This is a genomic window from Pseudomonas sp. KUIN-1, assembly GCF_009176725.1.
GTDB classification, from domain to species: Bacteria; Pseudomonadota; Gammaproteobacteria; order Pseudomonadales; family Pseudomonadaceae; genus Aquipseudomonas; species Aquipseudomonas fragariae.
On sequence record NZ_AP020337.1, the window covers coordinates 4,631,500 to 4,654,371 of the forward strand.

The window sequence follows — 22,872 nt, forward strand, 5'->3', positions numbered from 1 at the left end:
GACATGACGCTCAAGCATCGCTACTGGCGCATTACCCTGTACGTGCTGCTGATTCTGGCCGGTGCAGCCCTGTGCGCCGGGCTCGCGATGCGTCAGGCGCAGCGTCACGCAATGTCTGAAGATGCCGCGCGTGCCGAAGGACAACTGGCACTGTATGCCAATACCCTGCACACCCTGATCGAGCGCTACCGCGCCCTGCCCTCCGTGCTGGCGCTGGACCCGGAAATTCGAGCCGCGCTGAGCGGCCCGGTAACCGGTGAAGTACAGAACGCACTCAACCTCAAGCTGGAAAAAATCAACAACGCGGCTCATTCGTCGACGCTGGAGTTGCTCGACCTGCAGGGTCTGGCGATTGGCGCGAGCAACTGGCGCACGCCCAACAGCTATGTCGGTCACAACTACGCTTTTCGACCCTACTTCCTGCAGACCCGCGCCAAGGGTACCGGGCGCTTTTATGCGGTCGGGGTGACCACCGGAATTCCGGGGTACTTTCTGTCCAGCGCGGTGTTGAATGATACCGGTGGGTTCATGGGGGCGATGGTCGTCAAGCTGGAGTTCCCCAGCCTCGAGCAGGAGTGGGATAAGGGCGGCGACCTGCTGCTGGTCAGCGATGAGAAAGGCATCGTGTTTATCGCCAATCAACCAGGCTGGCGCTATCGCGAGCTGCTGCCGATCTCGGTGGAAGACCGTGCCACCCTGTTGCGCACCCGCCAGTACGACAAGCAGGTATTGTCACCGCTGCGCAGCCGGGTCATCGACAGCTTCAGCGAAAACAGCCATTTGAGCCGTGTCGACGGCCCGGACGGCACCACGGACTATCTCTGGCAGTCGCTGCCCCTTGCGGACGAGAACTGGACCCTGCACCTGTTGCGCAAGCCGCCCGCGTCCAGCGAGGATGTGCGCAACGCAGGACTGGCCGCCGCAGGCATCTGGCTGGCGCTGGTATTTCTGGGCCTGTTTCTCTATCAGCGCTGGCGACTGGCGCGATTGAGGGAGCGCAACCGGGATGAACTGGAGCGCCTGGTGCAAGAGCGCACACGCGATCTGCACACCGCGCAGGACGGTCTGGTGCAGTCGGCCAAACTCGCGGCGCTGGGGCAGATGTCGGCAGCGCTGGCCCACGAAATCAACCAACCGCTGACCGCCCAGCGCATGCAGCTGGCGACCCTGCGACTGCTGCTCGATCAAGGCCGAATCGATGAAGCCTGCAAAGCGCTGGTTCCCGTCGATCAGCAACTGACACGTATGGCCGCCTTGACCAGCCATCTGAAAACCTTCGCGCGCAAGAGCCCCAGCGGCCTGCGCGAGAGGCTGGACCTGGCCACGGTGGTCGATCAGGCCTTGCTGTTGCTCGACCCGCGCCTGCGCGAGGAACACGTCGACTGCGTCCTGCATCTGGCACGCCCGGCATGGGTGCGCGGCGACGCCATCCGCCTGGAGCAGGTGCTGATAAACCTGCTGCGCAATGCACTGGACGCCATGCGCGAGTGCCGCTCCAGGCGCCTTGAAGTGCGTATCGACGCCCTCGACAATCAGTGGCGGCTCAGTGTCAGGGACAACGGAAGCGGGATCGCTGCGGAAAATCTGCCCAGCATTTTCGATCCGTTCTTCACCACCAAACCGGTAGGCGATGGTCTGGGCCTTGGCCTGGCGGTGTCGTACGCCATCATTCATGAACTGGGCGGACAACTGACGGCGCAAAACCATGCGGACGGCGCCGAATTCTGGTTCAGCCTGCCCAACGACTTCCTGGAGGCCTGACCCGGCATGTTGAATTCGGTCATCGTGGTAGACGACGAGGCGCCCATTCGGCAAGCCGTCGAACAATGGCTGACGCTGTCGGGGTTCGAGGTGCAAGTCTTCGCCCGCGCCGAAGAGTGCCTGGCGCACATACCGGAACACTTCCCCGGCGTCGTGCTGACCGATGTGCGCATGCCAGGCATGAGCGGTCTGGAGCTGCTGACCCGGTTGCAAGGCGCAGACCGCGACCTGCCGGTCATCCTCCTGACCGGTCATGGCGATGTGCCGATGGCTGTGGAAGCGATGCGCGAAGGGGCCTATGACTTTCTGGAAAAACCCTTCAGCCCGGAAACCCTGATCAGCAACCTGCGGCGCGCCCTCGAGAAACGCCAGCTGGTGCTGGAAAACCGCCGCCTGCATGAGCAGGCCGATGCCAGAACCCGCCTGGACGCCACGCTGCTCGGCGTATCGCCCGGCATGCAGACACTGCGCCGCCAGGTGCTGGAACTGGCGCAACTGCCGGTCAATGTGATCATTCGCGGGGAAACCGGCAGCGGCAAGGAACTGGTCGCTCGCTGCCTGCACGATTTCGGGCCGCGCGCCGCCAGACCTTTTGTTGCACTCAACTGCGCGGCCATCCCGGAGCACCTGTTCGAAGCCGAGCTGTTCGGCCACGAAAGCGGCGCCTTCACCGGCGCGCAGGGCAAACGCATCGGTCGTCTGGAGTATGCCGACGGCGGCACGGTGTTCCTTGATGAAATCGAGAGCATGCCGATGGCACAGCAGGTCAAGCTGCTGCGCGTTCTGCAGGACAAGCGCCTTGAGCGGCTGGGCTCGAATCAGAGTATCGACGTCGACCTGCGAATCATTGCCGCGACCAAGCCTGATCTTCTCGAAGAAGCGCGTGCCGGGCGCTTCCGCGAAGATCTGGCCTATCGCCTGAACGTTGCCGAGCTGCGCCTGCCGCCGCTGCGCGAGCGTCTTGAAGACATCGCGCAACTGTTCAGCCACTTCGCCCGCGCCGCCGCCGAACGCGTGGGCCGGGAGGCGCCCGCGCTGGATGCAGCGCGCCTGAGCCTTTTGCTCGGCCATGACTGGCCTGGCAACGTGCGCGAGCTGGCCAATGCCGCCGAGCGGCAGGCGCTGGGTCTGGAGCAGGCCCTGCCGCAACCTGATACTCAATGGCAGGGACATTCATTGGCGGCGCGTCAGGAAGCCTTCGAAGCACAATGCCTGCGCGCTTCGCTGGCCCGTCATAAAGGCGACATCAAGGCGGTGCTCAATGAGCTGCAACTGCCTCGAAGGACGCTGAACGAGAAGATGCAGCGCCATGCTCTGGTACGCGAAACGTTCCTCGAATGAGGGCTGCGCAGATTCCGTACAGCTTGTTCCGGCGATAACCGAACATTTCCTGCAGCGCCGGGTCTGCATACTGTTCACGGCTATATGAGGGTCGTGATGGCTGGATACTTATAAGGCATAATGACATCATGCGCGCATGGCTATTCAGCTCACTTTGACAGTCCGAAAGATGGGGCATTTTCTACCGTGAATACTCCCCTCGACCTCCCATTGGGAGGCGGCGAAATGGGTCGGTTTATCCGAGAGACGGACTGGTCGACGTCCGCGCTGGGACCTAAGCAGGCATGGCCCGCAGCGCTACTGTCTTCAATGAATCTGATGCTCAGTTGCCCTGACAGCATGTACCTGCTCTGGGGCCCGGACTACACCCTGTTTTTCAATGACGCTTACGCTCAGGTCCTGCCCATCGCGGCAGCACAGGCGCAGGGGCAGCCCATTGCCTCGGTCTGGGGCGATGCCTGGGAAGCCGTGCGGCCGCTCGCCGAGCAGGCGCTGGCCGGACAAAACCGCCGCTCCGACAATATTCAGCGCACCATCGTGCGCAATGGCAAGCCCGAGCAGACCTGGTGGTCGCTGTCCTACTCGCCGCTGTATGGCGATAGCGGCCTGATCGAGGGCGTGTTCTGCCGTGTCAACGAGACCACCTTGCAGGTCATGGCTGAAGCACGTCAGTCGGAAAACGAAGCGTTCACGGACCGTGTGCTGTCGAGCATCAACGACTGCATCAAGGTGCTGGACCTGGACTCGCGCCTGACCTTCATGAGTGAGGGCGGTCAGCGGATCATGGAGGTCAGCGATTTCAACGCGATTCGCGGCTGCCCCTGGCCTGACTTCTGGCAGGAACAGGGCAATCTGGACGCCATCGCGGCAGTCGAAGCGGCCAGAGCGGGTCAGAACGCCAGTTTTACGGGCTCGGCGAGAACCCTGGCCGGCACCACCAAGTGGTGGCACGTGCAGGTCAGCCCGATTTTCGGCAAGGATGGCAAACCGGAGAAGATCCTCTGTGTGTCCAGGGACATGACCCAGCTCAGAGACGCTGAAGAAGCCCTGCTGTCGCTCAACGAGACGCTCGAGCAGCGCGTGGTCGAACGCACCCAGGACCGTGATCGCATCTGGCGGCTATCGACCGACCTGATGCTGGTGGCGCAGTTCGACGGGATCATCTCGGCAGTCAATCCGGCATGGACGCAAGCCCTCGGCTGGTCGGAAGAACAACTGCTCGACAGCCAGTTTCTGGCACTGGTGCACCCTGAGGACGTGGACAGTACGCTGGCCGCCATGAGCGGGCTGGAGAACGGCCGCACCATCCCGCACTTCAAGAATCGCTATCGCCATCAGGACGGCTCGTACCGGACCATCTCCTGGACGGCCGTGCCGGACAAGCAATTCATCCATGCCGTCGGCCGTGACATTCAGGCCGAGGAAGAGGCCAATGAAGCGCTGCGGCTTTCACAGGACGCCCTGCATCAGGCGCAGAAGCTGGAAGCCATTGGCCAACTTACCGGCGGCGTAGCGCATGACTTCAATAATCTGTTGACGGTGATCCGCTCCTGCAGCGACCTGCTGAAGTCGCCAAACCTCGAAGAGCATCGTCGCGTCAAATACGTCGAAGCCATTTCCAGCACGGTGGACCGGGCCGCGCGCCTGACCGGACAGTTGCTGGCGTTTGCCCGCCGTCAGGCCTTGCAGCCGGAAGTGTTCGATGTGTGCAAAAGCGTGGCGCGCATTGGCGAGATGATGGACACGCTGACCGGCGCGCGGATTCAGGTCAGCATCGACCTGCCTGCCGAGCCGTGCTTCATCTTCGCCGATGGCAGCCAGTTCGATACTGCGCTGGTCAACATGGTGGTCAATGCCCGCGATGCGATGTCCGGCGCGGGGCGGCTGGTCATCAAGGTTGAATGCGCTGCCTGTCCTGCCGACGATCAACCCGCTTCACTCGGCGAGGGTGACTGTATAGAGGGTGACTATGTAAGGGTATCGCTGACCGATACCGGCGCCGGTATTGCCAAGGAGAAGCTGGGCCTGATCTTCGAACCGTTCTATACCACCAAGAGTGTCGGTCAGGGCACCGGGCTGGGGTTGTCGCAGGTATTCGGGTTTGCCAAACAGTCGGGTGGTGAGGTGCTGGTTGAAAGCGAGCTGGGCAAAGGCAGCCGCTTCACGCTGTGCCTGCCCAGCGCACAGAATCACGAAGTCGTCCAGGAAGACCATCGCCACACCCTCACCCCATTGCCCGGGCTGTGCGTGCTGATGGTCGAGGACAATCAGGACATCGGCACCTATACCCGCCCCATGCTTGAGCAATTGGGCTTTCAGGTGCTCTGGGTGAGCAGTGCCGCCGAGGCACTGAAAGAGCTTTCCGGCAACCCGGAAAACTTTCATGTGGTGTTCTCGGATATCGCCATGCCGGGGATGAGCGGCCTGGAACTGTACGCCGAAATCGAAGCGCGCTATCCGTGGATGCCGGTGGTTCTTACCACCGGGTACAGCACTGAGTTCGCGACGATCGCTCAGGACGAAACACAGCGCTTCGACCTGTTGCAGAAACCCTACTCCAGAGACGATCTGGCGGCGATTCTGCACAAGGCGGTGAGCCGTAGCGGCGAACACTGAGGGGATGGATTCGCATCAATTCATCACGCCAGCGGATTCACTGATGCCTGATACGCATGAGTGAATCCCGGCACTCCCGACGCATAAACCCAAGACAACACCGGTTGCCTTGATTCAGAATCACGCAAAACATCGCAACACTCTTAGAGCAGGGAGCATTTTCGAGATGATCGTCGGTATTGATCTGGGCACCACCAACAGCCTGGTGGCGGTATGGCGCGACGGCAGCAGCGAGCTGGTGACCAACGCACTGGGAGAAACACTCACCCCCAGCGTTGTCGGGCTGGACGACGACGGGCAGATTCTGGTCGGCAAGGCAGCCCGCGAACGCCTGCAGACCCACCCGGAAAAAACCGCCGCCCTGTTCAAACGCTACATGGGCAGCGCCCAGGAAATTCGCCTCGGCTCTGCTACTTACCGCCCCGAAGAGCTGTCCTCGCTGGTGCTCAAAAGCCTGAAGGCTGATGTCGAGCGCGCGTTTGGCGAGCCTGTTACCGAAGCGGTGATCAGCGTCCCGGCCTATTTCAGCGACGCTCAACGTAAAGCCACGCGTATTGCCGGAGAGCTGGCGGGCCTCAAGGTCGAGAAGCTCATCAACGAGCCGACAGCGGCGGCACTTGCGTATGGCCTTCACCAGAAGGAAGGCGAAACCTCGTTTCTGGTCTTCGATCTGGGTGGCGGGACCTTCGACATCTCGATCCTCGAACTTTTCGACGGCGTGATGGAAGTACGTGCCAGCGCGGGCGACAACTTTCTGGGGGGTGAAGATTTCGATCAGGTCATGGTCGAGCACTTTGTGAACCTGCACCGCGATGAGCCGGACTTCCCGTCAACGGAGCTGATTGCCCCGGCCTTGCGGCGCGAAGCCGAGCGGGTGCGCAGGGCTTTGGGCCAGGACGCAAGTGCCGACTTCGTATTGCGTCACGCCGACAGGGAATGGCGAAAGACCATTACTCAAGAGCAGATGAGCGATTTTTATGCGCCCCTGCTCAACCGCCTTCGCGCGCCGGCCGAGCGTGCGCTTCGAGACGCGCGGATACGCGTCGCCGATCTGGATGAGATTCTGCTGGTGGGCGGCACGACGCGCATGCCGTTGATCCGCAAGCTTGCCGCGAGCCTGTTCGGGCGCTTCCCTTCCATTGCTCTCAATCCCGATGAAATCGTCGCTCAGGGCGCAGCGGTGCAGGCGGCACTCAAGCACCGGGATGCAGCGCTGGAAGAAATCGTCCTCACCGATGTGTGCCCTTACACGCTTGGGATCGAGACCATCACGCAAGTTGGCAATCGCTATGAAAGCGGTCACTACCTGCCCATTATCGAACGCAATAGCGTCGTACCGGTCAGCCGGGTAAAAACAGTGCAGACCGTCAGTGATGATCAAGAGCACGTTATGGTGCGGATCTTTCAAGGCGAAAGCCGTATGGTCAAGGACAACATCGCCCTGGGCGAGCTCATTATCCCGATCCCCAGGGCGAAGGCCGGCGAAGTGGCGCTGGATGTGCGTTTTACCTATGACAATAACGGCCTGCTGGAGGCCGACGTGATGACACAGCTGACCGGGGAACGTCACAAGCTGGTCATCGAAAACAACCCTGGCGTGATGACGCCTGATGAAATACAGGAGCGCCTTCAGGTACTCGAAGCACTCAAAGTCCATCCGCGCGAACAACAGGCCAACACTCATCTGATCGCCAGACTTGAACGCCTGTATCAGGAATGCCTGGGCAGCGATCGAGAACTTATCGATCACAGGACCACCCAGTTCCAGCATGTGCTGGAGACGCAGGACGAGCGGCAGATCAGCGAAATTCGCAAGCAACTCAAACAGGAAGTCGACACGTTCGAGCAGGGCGCAAGATGATCGACTGTTGGTCAGTACTTGAGCTGAATAACGATGCCGACGAGCGCAGCATCAAACGACAATATGCCCGGTTACTGAAGGTCAACCGTCCTGATGAAGACCCGGCTGCCTTCCAGAATCTGCGTGATGCCTATGAAGAGGCGCTGCAGCTGGCACGATCACGCGCAGATGAAGACGACCAGCCTGTCATGCTGCGCCAGCCCTTGCCTGAGCCCTCGCCTGCCACGCTTCTGACAACGACCGTTATCGAGCAGCCCGGTGGCCTGGACTGGCTTCAACAGGTCAGGCAAACCACTGCGCAGAATCTGCCCGAGCAACAGCAGCTCGCCATGGAGCATGGACAGGCGGAGCGCTTTCAACAACTGGTGCTGCTGGAGTGCCTGAACGACTCGGCGCGTCGTGTCGAGTTGATCAAAGCTGCATTTCAGCATCTGCGCTGGCTGACGGTATGGCAAAGCATTCACATCAGCAGCTACCAGCAGCACGCCTTGGCCGAGGCGATATTGCGCGAGGCGTTCGAAGCATTCAGCGCACTCATCGAGAGCGGGCAGCATGCACGCTTCATTGAAGAACTTCAGACGCTGGAGCAACAGCCCTGGCTGACAGAGCTGGAGCGTCGCGAGCATTTGCAATGCAGGTGCATGGTGTTGCTGATTGCCAGCCAGCATGTGACCTCTGACCTGCTGGAACAGACGCGCGCGGTATTTGGCTGGAACCTGCAGCAAAACCTTCACCCCGGTCCTGAAGACCTTTGGCAGACGCTGCGCCAGCGATACGAAGAAGTGGAGTACGCCGAGCATCTGCAACGCCTGCTCGATGCCAAACCGAGCACTGCCGAAGGCAAGGCCGCGCACTTGATGTTCAAGCCGCCACGTCTGGCCGCGCGGATCCGTACTGCGGTCAAGCAAGACGCCTCGGTGTGGAACGCCTGCGCGCATATTCAGGAGCAGTTGACCGTCCACTACCCCGATATCCTCAAGCGCTACCCCGAAGCAGACCTGAACGCCTGGAAACTCATGCGTGAGCAGAGCGATTTCACGCCGCTCATCTGGGTCTACATCGGCGCGTTTCTGCTGGCGTTGCTGGCACCCCCGCTAGCGCCTGAAGGCACGGAATACAATCCGGGAACGCGGGTGCTCGTGCTGTTCCTGACACCGCTCTGGACAACCGTCGGCTTCTTCATCTTTATCTGTGTATGGCGTCCGCTGATGGTTCTCGCAGAGCCTGCCGATGCCTGGCTGAGCAGCAAGTTACTGCCCAAGGTGCTGAGCTGGCCCGGTGCCCAGGCGCTGGTCTTGCGGCATGGCCTTCCGTTTTTGTTTCTGGGCCTTGTCCACGTGCTTGACGGCCCGCGCACGCTGCTGGCTTATCTGCTGCTGGCGGTGCTGTGGGTCGCCCTGTCGCCTTATCGCTACCTGTTTCAGACGGCGCCTGCCCGGCAGAAGATTCGGCAGTTTTATGCAAGGCACACAGTCATGGTGATCATCGGCACGCTGAGCATCGTCATGGCGGCGCTGTTGATCTCCTCTAAAATGAGCGCTTGAGCGGTCTTCTGTCGGCAATCGACCAGAACACCCTACGGCGAGCGCTCCCATCGGCAAGAATCCGCTTACTCCGGCCGTGCAGATAAGCGGATTCTTGCTCATCAAAGTCGCCCGACCGCTCTAGAACAAGCCCTCATGGTCTGGCACAGCTCCTGCTATGTAACACGCAGGGCATCGAATGCCTCCTTCCAAAAATAATGAAAACAAGGAACACCATGGAAACTTCCAATCCCGCCTCCCATGGGTCGGCTGCTACTGCCGCTGGCCAGAAAACCACCTCCAGCCGTCTCAAATCGATTTTCAGTGGCTCGGTCGGCAACATGGTCGAGTGGTACGACTGGTACGTCTACGCCGCCTTCTCGCTGTACTTCGCCAAAGCCTTCTTTCCCAAGGGCGACACCACCGCCCAGTTGCTCAACACCGCTGCGATCTTTGCCGTCGGCTTTCTGATGCGGCCTATCGGTGGCTGGCTGATGGGGCTTTACGCTGACTACAAAGGCCGCAAGGCTGCACTGATGGCCTCGGTGCTGCTGATGTGCTTCGGCTCGCTGATCATTGCCCTGACGCCAGGCTATGAAAGCATCGGCGTCGGTGCTCCGATCCTGCTGGTGTTTGCCCGCTTGCTGCAGGGCCTGTCTGTCGGCGGTGAATACGGCACGTCCGCCACCTACCTCAGCGAAATGGCCACCAAGGAGCGTCGCGGCTTCTTCTCCAGCTTTCAGTACGTCACGCTGATTTCCGGCCAGCTCATCGCGCTGGGCGTGCTGATCGTTCTGCAACAGACGCTGACCACCGAGCAGCTCTATGCCTGGGGCTGGCGTATCCCGTTCGTCATCGGTGCCCTGTGCGCAATCGTCGCGCTGTTCCTGCGTCGCGGCATGGAAGAAACCGAGTCGTTCACGCGCAAGAAGAAGGAAAAGCCCAAGGAAAGCCTGATGCGCACGCTGATGCGTCATCCCAAGGAACTGATGACCGTCGTGGGTCTGACCATGGGCGGGACGCTGGCTTTCTACACTTACACCACTTACATGCAGAAGTATCTGGTCAACACCGTCGGCATGAGCATCACCGACTCGACGTCGATATCAGCGGCGACACTGTTTCTGTTCATGCTGTTGCAGCCGGTCATCGGCGCGCTGTCCGACAAGGTCGGGCGTCGTCCGATCCTGATCGCGTTCGGCGTGTTGGGAACGCTATGTACCGTACCGATCCTGACCACGTTGCATACCATTCAGACATGGTGGGGTGCGTTCTTCCTGATCATGGCGGCATTGATCATTGTCAGCGGCTATACCTCGATCAACGCAGTGGTGAAGGCCGAGCTGTTTCCGACCGAGATCCGTGCGCTGGGCGTCGGTCTGCCTTACGCCCTGACGGTATCGATCTTCGGCGGCACTGCGGAATACATCGCGCTGTGGTTCAAGAGCATCGGGATGGAAACCGGTTACTACTGGTACGTCACTGCCTGTATTGCCTGCTCGCTGCTGGTGTATGTGTTCATGAAAGACACCCGCAAGCACTCGCGTATCGAAACTGACTGATCGGATTGCGACGATTCTCGTGCCCAGGCTCCGCTCTCATCGTTATATACAAATCTCGTGGGAGCGAGCTTGCTCGCGAAGAGGCCGGTACAGCCTCCAGAAATAGAGCGTTATGACTGACTCTTCATGATCAATGGGGATCGCCGCCCCGTTCACTCCATTTTTCGGGCTTATCGAGACGTGTGTATAACGCTGAGGACTCCGCGCAGGCAGAAGAGTCATTCAGGCTCACTTACAACGATCAATAGCATCGCCCGCATTGATACATCAGCCGCTCCAAAACAATCAATTACATCCAGGACCTGCAACAGAGTGTTACAGGGCGGTGCGTTATTTAGCCGAATTTCAGTAATAACCGCTTGAATAAACTGCGCTTTTAATTTGTCAAGAGCCTTTATTACAAGACTTTTCAGAAATTGCACCACAATAACGCAACACCGCCTGCAAGGCCCGAAACCAGAGCATTACAGACAACTATCATTTTCAGCGATGATCGCTAGCAATCCTATTAACTTCTTAATAATCCGCTGGCGCGTAGCATTGCCTCCATACCGGGATGACAACTCACCCGACACTCATTGGAGACATCATCATGAAAACCAACACACTGATCTTTGGCCTGGCTATTTCTGTTCTGGCTTCCAGCGCATTTGCACTTCCAGCCACCCACGTTCAAAGCGACCTGTCCAGCGCCACCCTCGTTGCTGAAGGCGGTACCAAACACACTAACGTCGGCTCGATCCGTGTATCGGCTGACGGCGCAGATCACGTCGGTGCCAACCGTCTCGCCGCTGATGGCGCAGACCGCGTCGGTGCCAACCGTCAGGCTGCCGATGGTGCAGACCACGTCGGTGCCAATCGTCTTGCTGCAGACGGTGCAGATCGCGTAGGCGCCAATCGTCTGGGCTGATCGCTCACGCAACACCCCCAAAGCCCGGCCGATGTCGGGCTTCTTCATGTCTGGCTCAGGATGAAACACGCACGCTGCTCTGGCATCCTCTGCAAATGCGCAGCACTATGCTGACATCCACTATTGAGCCCATCAGGAACCGAGCATGTCAGACGCTATTCACTCCTACGAGCCATCCAAGGGTCACGGCCTGCCGCACGACCCGTTCAACGCGATTGTAGGCCCACGCCCGATTGGCTGGATTTCGTCGCAGGATGCCAACGGCAAACTCAACCTGGCACCTTACAGCTTCTTCAATGCGTTCAACTACGTGCCGCCGATCATCGGGTTCTGCAGCGTGGGCCGCAAAGACAGCCTCAATAATATCGAGCAGACCGGCGAGTTCGTCTGGAACCTGGCGACCCGCTCGCTGGCCGAAGCCATGAATCAGAGCTGCGCACCGGTGGCGCCGGACGTCAGCGAATTCGAACTGGCAAACCTGACACCACTGGCCTCGCAGATCGTCTCGGTGCCGCGTGTACTCGAAACGCCAGTGTCGTTCGAGTGCAAGGTCACGCAGATCATTCAATTGCAACGCGCCGACAAGGAACTGGTGCCCAGCTGGTTGATTCTCGGCGAGGTGGTGGCGGTGCACATCGACAAGTCGCTGCTCAAGGACGGCGTTTACGACACCGCCGCCGCCGAGCCGATTCTGCGCGGCGGCGGCCCGGCGGATTACTTCCAGCTCGGCCCGGAAGCGCTGTTCAAGATGTTCCGCCCAGGCGCCTGATCAGGCGTCAGCCCAGACCGGTTCGCCCTCTGCATCGATATCGACCAGCCGCTGCAGCTCTTGCACAGCGGCCAGGTCGGCATCATCGGCGGTCTTGAATTTCTGGTCCGGCAGCAGCGCATGAAAACGCGGTGCGCCGCCGGCGCCCAGCGCCTTTACGGCAATCGCCGCGTTATAACCCTGCTCGGACGGCATCACTGCCGAGACCACTTCAAACCCGTTGTATTCCTTGCGTGCCATGTCTCTCAACCCTGCCAATACGTCAAAGCGCGAATTCTAGCGCGTCTTTCGGCTCGTCCGACACGCGCCATGCAGCGATAAGGCAGCCGACGCAAAACCCAACCTTGTCCTACACTCTAATCAGTCCTTTCAAACTGCTCTGTAGCCGAGGTAAGGAGTGCGTCATGAAAGCAATAACAAGAAAGTGCATGGTTGTCGCAGGAGCTCTGGCGGTATTGGCTGTATACGGCGCCGGTGCCTATCGTAACGAACTGGCGCGCCAGGCCCCCTATGTCTCCAGCTGTACGTTTGGCCATTGCGTGCCAACCGATGCAACCTTCAGCGCCTTGCGATGAGGCGCGCACAGCGTGAATTGCATCGCCATTGCGCAAAGGCAGCTATCGATTAGCAAGCTATCGGATTAGACTGGCCAGACTCTCCCGCCACACTTGCGGCGGGTCAACACTGCCATCAGGTTTTGCCTTGACCAGTCTTAATCAAACGCCTCCGGCCATCCGCAGCATCCTGTTTGCGTTGATGATGGCAGTCCTGCTCAGCGCGCTGGACCAAACCATCGTCGCGGTCTCGATGCCCGCCATCTCTGCCCAATTCAGAGACATCGATCTACTGGCCTGGGTCATATCCGCCTATATGGTGTCGTTGACCGTGGCCGTGCCGATCTACGGCAAGCTCGGCGATCTTTACGGGCGCCGTAAACTGATGCTGTTCGGGCTGGGGATTTTTACCCTGGCGTCACTGTTCTGTGGCCTGGCGCAGAGCATGGAGCAACTGGTCCTGGCGCGCGTCCTGCAAGGCATCGGCGCAGGCGGGATGGTTTCGGTCAGCCAGGCGATCATCGCCGACATCGTTCCACCTCGCGAACGTGGCCGCTATCAGGGTTATTTCAGCAGCATGTACGCCGTGGCCAGCGTCGCCGGGCCGGTGCTTGGCGGCCTGATGACTGAATACCTGTCCTGGCGCTGGGTGTTCCTGATCAATCTGCCATTGGGGGCCGCTGCGCTGATCGTCGCGTATCGGACCCTGGTCGGCCTGCCGGTGCCGCAGCGCAAGCCGATCATCGATTACCTGGGTACCGTGCTGATGATCATCGGCCTGACAGCGCTGCTGTTAGGGATTACCGAAATTGGCCAGGGGCATGGCCTGGGCGATGCCGAGGTTCAGTTGTTACTGGGCACGGCCCTGCTGACGCTGGCCATTTTCGTCTGGTACGAACGTCGCACTGCCGAACCGTTGCTGCCCATGCATCTGTTCACCAACAAGAGCGCCGTGCTGTGCTGGTGCACCGTGTTCTTCACCAGTTTTCAGGCCATCTCCCTGATTGTCCTGATGCCGCTGCGTTACCAGACCGTTACCGGGGGCGGCGCAGACAGCGCCGCCCTGCACTTGCTTCCACTGGCGATTGGCATGCCGATGGGCGCCTATTTTGCCGGGCGACGCACCGCGCATACCGGGCGCTACAAGCCGCTGATCCTGACCGGTGCGCTGTTGATGCCGGTTGCGATTCTGGGCATGGCCTTCACGCCGCCGCAGTCGCTGATAGTGATGAGCCTGTTCATGGTCCTCACCGGTGTTGCGACCGGCATGCAGTTCCCCACGTCATTGGTCGGCACTCAGAATTCGGTTCAGCCCCGGGATATGGGCGTGGCGACCAGCACGACCAATCTGTTCCGCTCACTGGGTGGTGCAGTGGGCGTGGCACTGATGTCGGCGCTGCTGTTGGCCATGTTGCAGCACACCGGGGTCGGCCAACTCGGCGCAGGAGCGCTGGGTAGCGAAGGCAGCTCCGGCAACGTCCTGCTCGACAGTCTGAACGCGGCAACCGGCCCCGCGCTGGAAACCCTGCGCACCGAACTGGCAGTGACCTTCAGAAACCTGCTGATCACCAGCGCGGCCATTTCGCTGCTCGGTCTTGCGGCAGCCGCAGTGATGCCCAATAGATTATTGCGAGGACGGGACTGATCGGCCTTTCCGGCTCAGGAAGGCAACCCGGCCCAGAACCATTGCGTTTTCTTGCTCTTTATATGAGCAAACGCAGGCATCAGTTCACCCTCGTCGAAGTGCCGACGCGAACCGGACTGTGCGCTGCTGAACCAGCTGCCTGAGCGAGGGCATGCTTGCCCGGCATAGACCGGCGGCAGCGGCTTTTCATCGAATCGCGCATACCACTGCGCAGTGGTTTCATCGGTAAAACCGATTCCGGGAGCCAGGTAGGGATGAAGATTGCCGGTGTCCTGCAGGCGAATCGGCTTGATCATCCTGTTGACCGTCACATAAGGCTTTGGCGGCGGCAGCCCTCGCCCGCCCAGCTCAGGCACCTCGCCGGCGCGAATGATCAGGCCGTTGCGATAGGTGTGGAAAACGATCTCACTGTGCGCACTCATCTCGCCGCGCATTTTGTCGCTGCCCCCCAACTGCCTGACGAACGCATCACCGAGCACGGTGTACCAGCTGACGCCCTTGATGCGGTCCAGCAGACGCAGGCTTTCAATGTGCGGGCCGGGGTCGACCATCAGCCCGCTAAAATCCTGAGCAAGCCGGAATTCCCACGGCAAATACTGATGGCCATCGCAAGGCAACACACAAGCAAGACCACCAAAGCCGTGCTCGGCCTGCAGTTCGCTGCTGAGGTACCTGATCCACTCCTCGTAATGTTTCAAGCCGTCGGGCTCGGTCAGGTATGACCAGGGCAGAACCATTTTCAGACACGATCGATCGTTGTCGGCCTGCCCCTCTGAGGTGTTCATCACGAACAGGCTATAGGTGGCGACTTCAGCCTGAGTGGCGCTGGCGATAGACCAGATGAACTGCTCGTCTGGCGGACTCTCGACAATCTGACGCCGGGTCGAGGCGAAACCGGAGCCACTCAGGCGGCGCATGCGTTTGAAGAGTTGCCATTTGAGTCTGGTTTTGAACGCATCGTAAAAGCGCGAAAAACAGGCTTCGACGCGACGCTTCATCTCCACGGTGTGGCCATTGCGAAAATACAGCGTAGTGATCAATCCCAACCGTATGACCGGTGTGCCCAACACGGAATCCATGGCCACACGTTCGGATTGTTGCGTGACCCTGGCCAATAACCTCACAGCATCAGTTGCAGTGTCCGACATGCCCCGCCCTCCCATCAGTCGCGGGGGTCAGGTTTTTGCGCGTACCTGCATGCCCTTCGCAGGTTTCGGTCACGCCGGAAATGTCCCCACTCATTGGGTAGCCATGGCCCTGCCAGCGCGAGTGAACATCAGCGTAACTGGCGATGATTTCAAGGCACATAGGCGCAAGATTCGGCAAAAACATGCAACCTTCCTCTCTTCTGATTTTTTCAGGAGGCGAAGAGTGAAGGGAGTTTTCCTGCAGGGCAATACTCGGAATTTACTTTGGGAAATCAGCTACATGTATCAGGAAATGTCCTACCTGCTTCCTACAATATCTTGTCAGATCAACGCTCGCTGATACCTGCACGGTGGGCGCAATCAATGAATACCGGCAAACGATCGGTAAACACACTCTATAAGAGGCACGAATCGGAGTCAGGCTCTGCACAGCGTCGCTGGCAGGCGGAACCGGCGGGTGCCCCGCCGGTCATGTCCAGTCAGGCACCCACTGTCGAGCGGTTATTATCGATCAGCAACGTCGGGCTGAAACGCAGCATGTCCAGGCACACGTCGACCAGTTGCTCGGCCTCTGCAGGCAGCGAGAAGCTGTCCGGAACCAGCAGCCATTGATAGATGATGCCGTTGACGTAAGCAAACAGGGCCACTGCAGCGCGCGCGGTGTCCAGCCTTTTGGGTAGCTGCCCCTGGCGTACGGCATTGTTCAGCCCCAGGGTGATCCGATCGTGGCACTGTATGGCGTTGTCCTGGCGCTGACGACGAAAATCACACATCTCGTCGGTAAACTCGCACTTGTGAAACAGGATTTCATTGATGCGACGGGTTTTCGGGTCCAGTGCGAGCTCATGAAACAGGTGAATCAACAGATTTCTCATGCAGCCCAGCGGGTCTTCCTCTTCCTCGCTCTGACTGGCCTGCGCCATTTCGTCGAGGGGTTCCTGAAGACTGTCGAGCATGGCCTGCACCAGATCGGCCTTATTGTTAAAGTGCCAATAGATGGCGCCTCGCGTCACACCGGCAAGGGTTGCAATGTCGGCCAGCGTGGTGCGGGCGACGCCTCGCTCATAAAAAGCCTGCTCGGCAGCCTCCAGAATCTGGCTGCGAGTGATCTGAGCTTCCTCTTTGGTGCGACGAACCATGGCAATAAGACCTCAAAAAATTCACCTCAGGCACGCGTCTTGCGTCATGCCTCGAGATATGGCCGGGCGGCATTTGTCTCGCCTTGTCCCGAATTGGCTGCCGGCTTCCTGAATAGTGGCCGAATGCGCACAGCGGGTGTTTACAAACAGCCGCGAATGTAAGTATATTCCTTAGCATGCTACTTATCTAGCCGAAATATTTTTTAACACTTCAACGTACTGTTGAGAAAACAGGCTCCTGCCCCGAGGATCTTCATGCAATTCAAGCCAGCTGTTACCGTTCTGGTCACTGCCATCGCCCTGGCAACCCTGCTCAGTGGCTGTAGCAAGAAGGAACAGGCCGCCCCGCCTGCGCAAACCCCTCAGGTAGGCGTCGTTACCATCAAAGCACAGCCCTATACCCTGACCACCGAGCTGCCGGGCCGGACCACCGCCTTCCGCGTTGCCGAGGTTCGCCCTCAGGTCAACGGCATCATTCTCAAGCGTCTGTTCACCGAAGGTGGCGATGTCAAAGCCGGTCAGCAGCTCTACCAGATCGACCCGGCTGTCTATGAAGCCAACGCCAACAGCGCCAAGGCCACCCTGCAGTCCGCCAAGTCGATGTCCGATCGCTACAAGCAACTGGTCAGCGAGCAGGCAGTGAGCCGTCAGGAGTACGACACGGCGCTGGCGTCGACCCAGGAAGCTCAGGCAGCCCTGCAGACCGCCCAGATCAACCTGCGCTACACCAAGGTGCTGGCACCTATTTCCGGTCGTATCGGTCGCTCCGCGGTGACGGAAGGCGCACTGGTGAGCAGCGCGCAGACCGATGCGATGGCAACCATCCAGCAACTCGACCCGATCTATGTCGATGTGGTGCAGTCATCTGCCGACATGCTCAAGCTGCGCAGCGACCTGGATAGCGGCAAACTGCAGAAAGCCGGCGACAACGCGGCCAAGGTCAAGCTGACCCTGGAAGACAACAGCGTCTACGCCCAGGAAGGCAAACTGGAGTTCTCCGAAGTATCGGTTGACCAGACCACCGGCTCCGTGACCCTGCGTGCCGTGTTCCCGAACCCTGAGCACCGTCTGCTGCCGGGCATGTTCGTTCACGCCCAATTGCAGGCTGGCGTCAATTCGAAGGCCATCCTGGCACCGCAGCAAGGTGTGACCCGCGACCTGAAAGGCACGCCGACCGCCATGGTCGTCAATCAGGACAACAAGGTTGAAATGCGTACGCTGGTGGCCAATCGCACCGTGGGCAGCGACTGGCTGATCGAAGACGGCCTGAAAGAAGGTGATCGCGTCATTACTGAAGGCCTGCAGTACGTCAAACCAGGCGCCGAAGTGAAAGTCGCCGAAGCGACCAACGTCAAAGGAGCAAACCCGGCACCTGCCCCGGCCACTGATAAAGCCGCAGGCAGCAAAGGGGAGTAACCCATGTCGAAATTTTTTATTGATCGACCCATTTTTGCCTGGGTTATTGCCCTCGTGATCATGCTGGTCGGTGCGCTGTCGATTTCCAGCCTGCCGATCAACCAGTACCCGAGCATCGCACCGCCCGCCATCGGTATCCAGGTCACCTATCCGGGCGCGTCTGCCCAGACGGTGCAGGACACTGTGGTTCAGGTGATCGAGCAACAGCTCAACGGTATCGATAACCTGCGTTATGTCAGCTCGGAAAGTAACTCCGACGGCAGCATGACCATCACTGCGACGTTCAATCAGGGCACCAACCCGGATACGGCGCAGGTTCAGGTGCAGAACAAGCTCAACCTCGCGACCCCGCTGCTGCCACAGGAAGTGCAGCAACAGGGTATCCGCGTCACCAAGGCAGTGAAGAACTTCCTGATGGTGATCGGTCTGGTGTCGGAAGACGGCAGCATGGGCAAGGAAGACCTGGCCAACTACATCGTGTCGAACATGCAGGATCCGATCTCGCGGACCTCCGGTGTGGGTGACTTCCAGGTGTTCGGTTCGCAGTACGCCATGCGTATCTGGCTGGACCCGGCCAAGCTGAACAACTTCCAGCTGACCCCGGTGGACGTGAAAGACGCGATCACCGCGCAAAACGTCCAGGTGTCGTCCGGCCAGTTGGGCGGCCTGCCATCGATCAGCGGTCAGCAACTGAACGCCACGATCATCGGCAAGACCCGTCTGCAGACCGCCGAGCAGTTCGGCAACATCTTCCTCAAGGTCAACACCGACGGCTCGCAGGTTCGCCTGAAAGACGTCGCCACGGTCGGCCTGGGCGCAGAAAACTACAGCACCGACTCGCAGTTCGACGGCAAACCGGCTTCCGGTCTGGCGATCAAGCTCGCAACCGGCGCCAACGCGCTGGACACCGCCAAGGCCATCCGCGCGACCGTTTCCTCGCTGGAGCCGTTCTTTCCGCCTGGCATGAAAGTCGTGTATCCGTATGACACGACACCGGTGGTCAGCGAATCGATCAACGGTGTGGTGCACACCCTGATCGAAGCGATCGTGCTGGTGTTCCTGGTGATGTACCTGTTCCTGCAGAACTTCCGCGCAACCATCATCACCACGATGACCGTTCCGGTGGTCTTGCTGGGTACGTTCGGCATCCTCGCGGCCTTCGGTTTCACCATCAACACCCTGACCATGTTCGGTATGGTGCTGGCCATCGGCTTGCTGGTGGACGATGCGATTGTGGTGGTGGAAAACGTCGAGCGGGTCATGGAGGAGGAAAAGCTCTCCCCGCGCGACGCCACGATCAAATCCATGACACAGATTCAGGGCGCACTGGTCGGTATTGCCCTGGTGCTGTCGGCGGTTCTGTTGCCGATGGCGTTCTTCGGCGGCTCCACCGGGGTGATCTACAAGCAGTTCTCGATCACCATCGTCTCGGCCATGGCCCTGTCGGTCGTGGTTGCGCTGATCTTTACCCCGGCGCTGTGCGCCACCATGCTCAAGCCCATCGATCACGAGAAGCACGGACAACCGAAACGGGGTTTCTTCGGCTGGTTCAACCGCACCTTCGACCGCAGCGTTCTGAGTTACGAGCGCGGCGTCGGCAACATGCTCAAGCACAAGTGGCCTGCGTATCTGGGTTACATACTGATCTGCGCGGGCATGGTGTTCATGTTCATGCGTATTCCGGCTGCGTTCCTGCCGGAAGAAGACCAGGGCGTTATCTTCGCCCAGATCCAGACACCGGCCGGCTCCTCGACCGAGCGCACGCAGGAAGTCATCGATCAGATGCGTGAGTACCTGCTGACCAAGGAAAGCGGCGCGGTGAAGTCGGTGTTCTCGGTAAACGGCTTCAACTTCGCGGGCCGCGGTCAAAGCTCGGCGATTGCGTTCGTGATGCTCAAGCCGTGGGAAGAGCGTGATTCCAACAACAGCGTTTTCGAACTGGCCAAGCGGGCTCAAGGCTATTTCTTCAGCCTGCGCGACGCGATGGTGTTTGCGGTCGTCCCGCCTTCGGTACTCGAACTGGGTAACGCCACAGGCTTCGACGTCTACCTGCAGGATCAGGGCGGCGTGGGTCACGACAAGCTGATGGAAGCGCGTAACCAGTTCCTCGGCATGGCAGCACAGAGCAAGATTCTGGCGGGCGTGCGTCCGAACGGTCTGAACGACGAACCGCAATACCAGTTGATCATCGACGACGAGCGCGCCAGCGCTTTGGGTATCACCCTGTCGGACATCAACAACACCCTGTCCATCGCCTTGGGTGGCAGCTATGTCAACGACTTCATCGACCGTGGCCGTGTGAAGAAGGTGTACATTCAGGGTGATGCAGGTGCGCGTATGACGCCTGAAGACCTGAAGAAATGGTACGTACGCAACAGCGCGGGCGAGATGGTGCCGTTCTCGGCCTTCGCCAGCGGCAAATGGTCCTACGGCTCGCCGAAACTGTCTCGCTACAACGGCGTGGCGGCAGAGGAAATTCTCGGTACTCCGGCACCGGGCTACAGCAGCGGCGATGCAATGACCGAAGTTGAAGCACTGGCCAAGAAGCTGCCGCAAGGTATCGGCATTTCGTGGACCGGTCTGTCCTACGAGGAACGCCTGTCCGGTTCACAGGCCCCTGCCCTGTATGCCCTGTCGTTGCTGGTCGTGTTCCTCTGTCTGGCGGCATTGTATGAAAGCTGGTCGATTCCGATCGCGGTCATCCTTGTGGTGCCACTGGGGGTTATCGGTGCACTGATGGCAACCAGCCTGCGCGGTCTGTCCAACGACGTGTTCTTCCAGGTCGGGTTGCTGGTGACGGTGGGTCTGGCGGCGAAAAACGCCATTCTGATCGTCGAGTTCGCCAAAGAGCTTCATGAACAGGGCAAGAGCCTGGTCGACGCGGCGATCGAGGCCTGCCGCATGCGTCTGCGCCCGATCATCATGACCTCCATGGCCTTCATCCTTGGCGTTGTGCCGCTGGCGATTTCCTCGGGCGCAGGTTCGGGTAGTCAGCATTCGATCGGTACCGGCGTAATTGGCGGTATGATCACCGCAGTTATTCTGGCGATCTTCTGGGTGCCCCTGTTCTTCGTAACGGTTTCAGGGCTCTTCAAGAGCAAGCAGAAACATATTTCACACGATGAGGCTGGCCAATGAGCAAGTCATTGATCTCACTTGCAGTTACCGCGTTCATTCTCGGCGGCTGCTCTTTGATCCCCGATTACAAGCAGCCGCAAGCACCGGTCGCGGCACAATATCCGCAAGGGCCAGCGTACTCGCCGGTCGAAGGCGCCAAAATGGCCGCCGCGGAGCAAGGCTGGCGGCACTTCTTCAATGACCCGGCGCTGCAACAGCTGATTCAGACTGCACTGCTCAACAACCGTGACCTGCGGGTTGCGGCGCTGAACATCGACGCCTACCGCGCCCAGTACCGTATCCAGCGCTCGGACCTGTTCCCTGCTGTTTCGGCCACCGGTAGCGGCTCACGTCAGCGCGTGCCGGGTGACCAGTCGCAGACCGGTCAGCCAGGCATCACCAGCAGCTACTCGGCCACCCTGGGTGTCAGCTCGTACGAGCTGGACCTCTTCGGCCGGGTCCGCAGCCTCAGCGAGCAGGCGCTGGAGACCTACTTCGCCAGCGAGGAAGCGCGTCGCAGTACCCAGATCAGTCTGGTGGCCAGCGTCGCCAATGCCTACATGACCTGGCAGGCCGACAAGGAACTGCTCAAGCTGACGCAGGACACCCTGAAGACCTACGAAGAAAGCTTCCGTCTGACCTCGCGCGCCAGCGAAGTCGGCGTTTCTTCGGCACTGGACCTGAGCCAGTCGCGCACCGCCGTCGAAAGCGCGCGCGCCAAACTGGCCCAGTACCAGCGCCTGGTTGCCCAGGATCAGAACAGCCTGGTGCTGCTGCTTGGCACCAGCCTGCCCGACAACCTGCCGGCCAGCCACTTGCTCGATTCCGACATGCTGACCGAAATGCCGGCAGGCCTGCCGTCCGACCTGCTGCAGCGTCGTCCGGACATTCTCGAGGCCGAGCACTCGCTCAAGGCGGCCAACGCCAACATCGGCGCGGCACGTGCAGCGTTCTTCCCGAGCATCAGCCTGACGGCCAGTGCCGGGACCAGCAGCAGCGAGCTGTCCGGCCTGTTCAAGGGCGGATCGGGCGCCTGGCTGTTCCAGCCAAGCATCAACATCCCGATCTTCAACGCCGGCAACCTGCGCGCCAGCCTGGACTACTCGAAAATCCAGAAGGAAATCAGCGTCGCCAACTACGAGAAGGCGATTCAGACCGCCTTCCAGGAAGTGTCCGACGGCCTGGCTTCGCGCAAGACCTATGACGAGCAGCTCCAGGCGCAACGTGACTTCGTCGCGGCCAACCAGGATTACTACCGTCTGGCCGAGCGTCGCTACCGGATCGGCATCGACAGCAACCTGACATTCCTCGACGCCCAGCGCTCGCTGTTCAGTGCGCAACAAACGCTGATCACCGACCGCCTGTCGCAGCTGACCAGCGAGGTCAACCTGTACAAGGCCCTCGGCGGCGGCTGGTATGAAAGAACCGGGCAGACCGAAACCATCTCCAAGGAGAAGCCTTCGGTTCAGTTGTTCTGATTGCAGTGCATAAAAAACCCACCTGATCAGGT

The 22,872-nt window shown here is 59.9% G+C and carries 16 protein-coding genes; 13 read left to right on the forward strand and 3 right to left on the reverse strand.

The features are described 5' to 3' along the window. Nucleotides 1-3: 3 nt before the first annotated feature. From KUIN1_RS20775 to KUIN1_RS20815, 8 genes are all read left to right on the forward strand, one after another. On the forward strand, nt 4-1,761 hold the full coding sequence (locus KUIN1_RS20775) for an ATP-binding protein (protein WP_152092246.1): 1,758 nt from the start codon (nt 4-6) through the stop codon (nt 1,759-1,761). A gap of 6 nt (nt 1,762-1,767) precedes the next feature. Then, nucleotides 1,768-3,102 carry a sigma-54-dependent transcriptional regulator gene (locus tag KUIN1_RS20780; protein WP_058822877.1) on the forward strand — a complete coding sequence of 445 codons (1,335 nt, stop codon included), beginning with the start codon at nt 1,768-1,770 and terminating at the stop codon, nt 3,100-3,102. A gap of 225 nt (nt 3,103-3,327) precedes the next feature. Further along, on the forward strand, nt 3,328-5,718 hold the full coding sequence (locus KUIN1_RS20785; RefSeq protein WP_103360008.1) for a PAS domain-containing protein: 2,391 nt from the start codon (nt 3,328-3,330) through the stop codon (nt 5,716-5,718). 166 nt (nt 5,719-5,884) lie between these two features. Then, nucleotides 5,885-7,579, forward strand: a complete 1,695-nt coding sequence (locus KUIN1_RS20790; protein WP_152092247.1) for a molecular chaperone HscC — start codon at nt 5,885-5,887, stop codon at nt 7,577-7,579. Next, a complete protein-coding gene (locus tag KUIN1_RS20795) occupies nt 7,576-9,123 on the forward strand; it encodes a J domain-containing protein (RefSeq protein ID WP_057457892.1) in 1,548 nt (515 codons plus the stop codon). The genes KUIN1_RS20790 and KUIN1_RS20795 overlap by 4 nt, the downstream gene beginning before the upstream one ends. A 215-nt stretch (nt 9,124-9,338) precedes the next feature. Then, complete coding sequence (locus KUIN1_RS20800; RefSeq protein ID WP_024641536.1) at nt 9,339-10,664, forward strand: MFS transporter; 1,326 nt, start codon at nt 9,339-9,341, stop codon at nt 10,662-10,664. Nucleotides 10,665-11,256: 592 nt separating this feature from the next. After that, a complete protein-coding gene (locus KUIN1_RS20810; protein ID WP_011268785.1) occupies nt 11,257-11,574 on the forward strand; it encodes a hypothetical protein in 318 nt (105 codons plus the stop codon). Between the two features lie 145 nt (nt 11,575-11,719). Further along, entirely contained in the window at nt 11,720-12,343 is a 624-nt protein-coding gene (locus KUIN1_RS20815; RefSeq protein ID WP_003406312.1) for a flavin reductase family protein, read from the forward strand. Here KUIN1_RS20815 and KUIN1_RS20820 read toward each other — a convergent pair whose 3' ends face one another. Then, nucleotides 12,344-12,583, reverse strand: a complete 240-nt coding sequence (locus KUIN1_RS20820) for a hypothetical protein (RefSeq protein WP_003406313.1) — start codon at nt 12,581-12,583, stop codon at nt 12,344-12,346. 164 nt (nt 12,584-12,747) lie between these two features. Here KUIN1_RS20820 and KUIN1_RS27735 point away from each other — a divergent pair, with 164 nt between their 5' ends. Both KUIN1_RS27735 and KUIN1_RS20825 read left to right on the forward strand, forming a co-directional pair. Next, on the forward strand, nt 12,748-12,918 hold the full coding sequence (locus KUIN1_RS27735) for a hypothetical protein (protein ID WP_162885101.1): 171 nt from the start codon (nt 12,748-12,750) through the stop codon (nt 12,916-12,918). Between the two features lie 127 nt (nt 12,919-13,045). Beyond that, complete coding sequence (locus KUIN1_RS20825) at nt 13,046-14,542, forward strand: MDR family MFS transporter (protein ID WP_152092248.1); 1,497 nt, start codon at nt 13,046-13,048, stop codon at nt 14,540-14,542. Between the two features lie 14 nt (nt 14,543-14,556). Here the strand turns inward: KUIN1_RS20825 and KUIN1_RS20830 are convergent, their stop codons facing one another. Together KUIN1_RS20830 and KUIN1_RS20840 are read right to left on the reverse strand one after the other, a co-directional pair. After that, entirely contained in the window at nt 14,557-15,690 is a 1,134-nt protein-coding gene (locus KUIN1_RS20830; protein ID WP_024659900.1) for a DUF3396 domain-containing protein, read from the reverse strand. 479 nt (nt 15,691-16,169) lie between these two features. Beyond that, nucleotides 16,170-16,829: a TetR family transcriptional regulator gene (locus tag KUIN1_RS20840; RefSeq protein ID WP_003406317.1), complete on the reverse strand. Its 660-nt coding sequence runs from the start codon at nt 16,827-16,829 to the stop codon at nt 16,170-16,172. Between the two features lie 255 nt (nt 16,830-17,084). Here KUIN1_RS20840 and KUIN1_RS20845 point away from each other — a divergent pair, with 255 nt between their 5' ends. From KUIN1_RS20845 to KUIN1_RS20855, 3 genes are read left to right on the forward strand one after another with little or no spacing between them, the layout of a single operon-like run. Beyond that, nucleotides 17,085-18,245: an efflux RND transporter periplasmic adaptor subunit gene (locus tag KUIN1_RS20845; protein WP_003406318.1), complete on the forward strand. Its 1,161-nt coding sequence runs from the start codon at nt 17,085-17,087 to the stop codon at nt 18,243-18,245. A gap of 3 nt (nt 18,246-18,248) precedes the next feature. Continuing rightward, a complete protein-coding gene (locus tag KUIN1_RS20850; protein WP_152092249.1) occupies nt 18,249-21,383 on the forward strand; it encodes an efflux RND transporter permease subunit in 3,135 nt (1,044 codons plus the stop codon). Next, a complete protein-coding gene (locus KUIN1_RS20855; RefSeq protein WP_011268788.1) occupies nt 21,380-22,840 on the forward strand; it encodes an AdeC/AdeK/OprM family multidrug efflux complex outer membrane factor in 1,461 nt (486 codons plus the stop codon). Before KUIN1_RS20850 ends, KUIN1_RS20855 begins: the two co-directional genes overlap by 4 nt. The last annotated feature ends 32 nt before the right edge of the window (nt 22,841-22,872 follow it).

What these genes read in the sequence shown, in the direction of transcription:
- KUIN1_RS20815 (WP_003406312.1), top strand. Translation starts at nt 11,720, where the DNA reads ATGTCAGACGCTATTCACTCCTACGAGCCATCCAAGGGTCACGGCCTG.
- KUIN1_RS20810 (WP_011268785.1), top strand. Translation starts at nt 11,257, where the DNA reads ATGAAAACCAACACACTGATCTTTGGCCTGGCTATTTCTGTTCTGGCT.
- KUIN1_RS20820 (WP_003406313.1), bottom strand. Translation starts at nt 12,583, where the DNA reads ATGGCACGCAAGGAATACAACGGGTTTGAAGTGGTCTCGGCAGTGATG.
- KUIN1_RS27735 (WP_162885101.1), top strand. Translation starts at nt 12,748, where the DNA reads ATGAAAGCAATAACAAGAAAGTGCATGGTTGTCGCAGGAGCTCTGGCG.
- KUIN1_RS20780 (WP_058822877.1), top strand. Translation starts at nt 1,768, where the DNA reads ATGTTGAATTCGGTCATCGTGGTAGACGACGAGGCGCCCATTCGGCAA.
- KUIN1_RS20800 (WP_024641536.1), top strand. Translation starts at nt 9,339, where the DNA reads ATGGAAACTTCCAATCCCGCCTCCCATGGGTCGGCTGCTACTGCCGCT.
- KUIN1_RS20775 (WP_152092246.1), top strand. Translation starts at nt 4, where the DNA reads ATGACGCTCAAGCATCGCTACTGGCGCATTACCCTGTACGTGCTGCTG.
- KUIN1_RS20845 (WP_003406318.1), top strand. Translation starts at nt 17,085, where the DNA reads ATGCAATTCAAGCCAGCTGTTACCGTTCTGGTCACTGCCATCGCCCTG.
- KUIN1_RS20795 (WP_057457892.1), top strand. Translation starts at nt 7,576, where the DNA reads ATGATCGACTGTTGGTCAGTACTTGAGCTGAATAACGATGCCGACGAG.
- KUIN1_RS20785 (WP_103360008.1), top strand. Translation starts at nt 3,328, where the DNA reads ATGGGTCGGTTTATCCGAGAGACGGACTGGTCGACGTCCGCGCTGGGA.
- KUIN1_RS20840 (WP_003406317.1), bottom strand. Translation starts at nt 16,829, where the DNA reads ATGGTTCGTCGCACCAAAGAGGAAGCTCAGATCACTCGCAGCCAGATT.
- KUIN1_RS20855 (WP_011268788.1), top strand. Translation starts at nt 21,380, where the DNA reads ATGAGCAAGTCATTGATCTCACTTGCAGTTACCGCGTTCATTCTCGGC.
- KUIN1_RS20850 (WP_152092249.1), top strand. Translation starts at nt 18,249, where the DNA reads ATGTCGAAATTTTTTATTGATCGACCCATTTTTGCCTGGGTTATTGCC.
- KUIN1_RS20790 (WP_152092247.1), top strand. Translation starts at nt 5,885, where the DNA reads ATGATCGTCGGTATTGATCTGGGCACCACCAACAGCCTGGTGGCGGTA.
- KUIN1_RS20830 (WP_024659900.1), bottom strand. Translation starts at nt 15,690, where the DNA reads ATGTCGGACACTGCAACTGATGCTGTGAGGTTATTGGCCAGGGTCACG.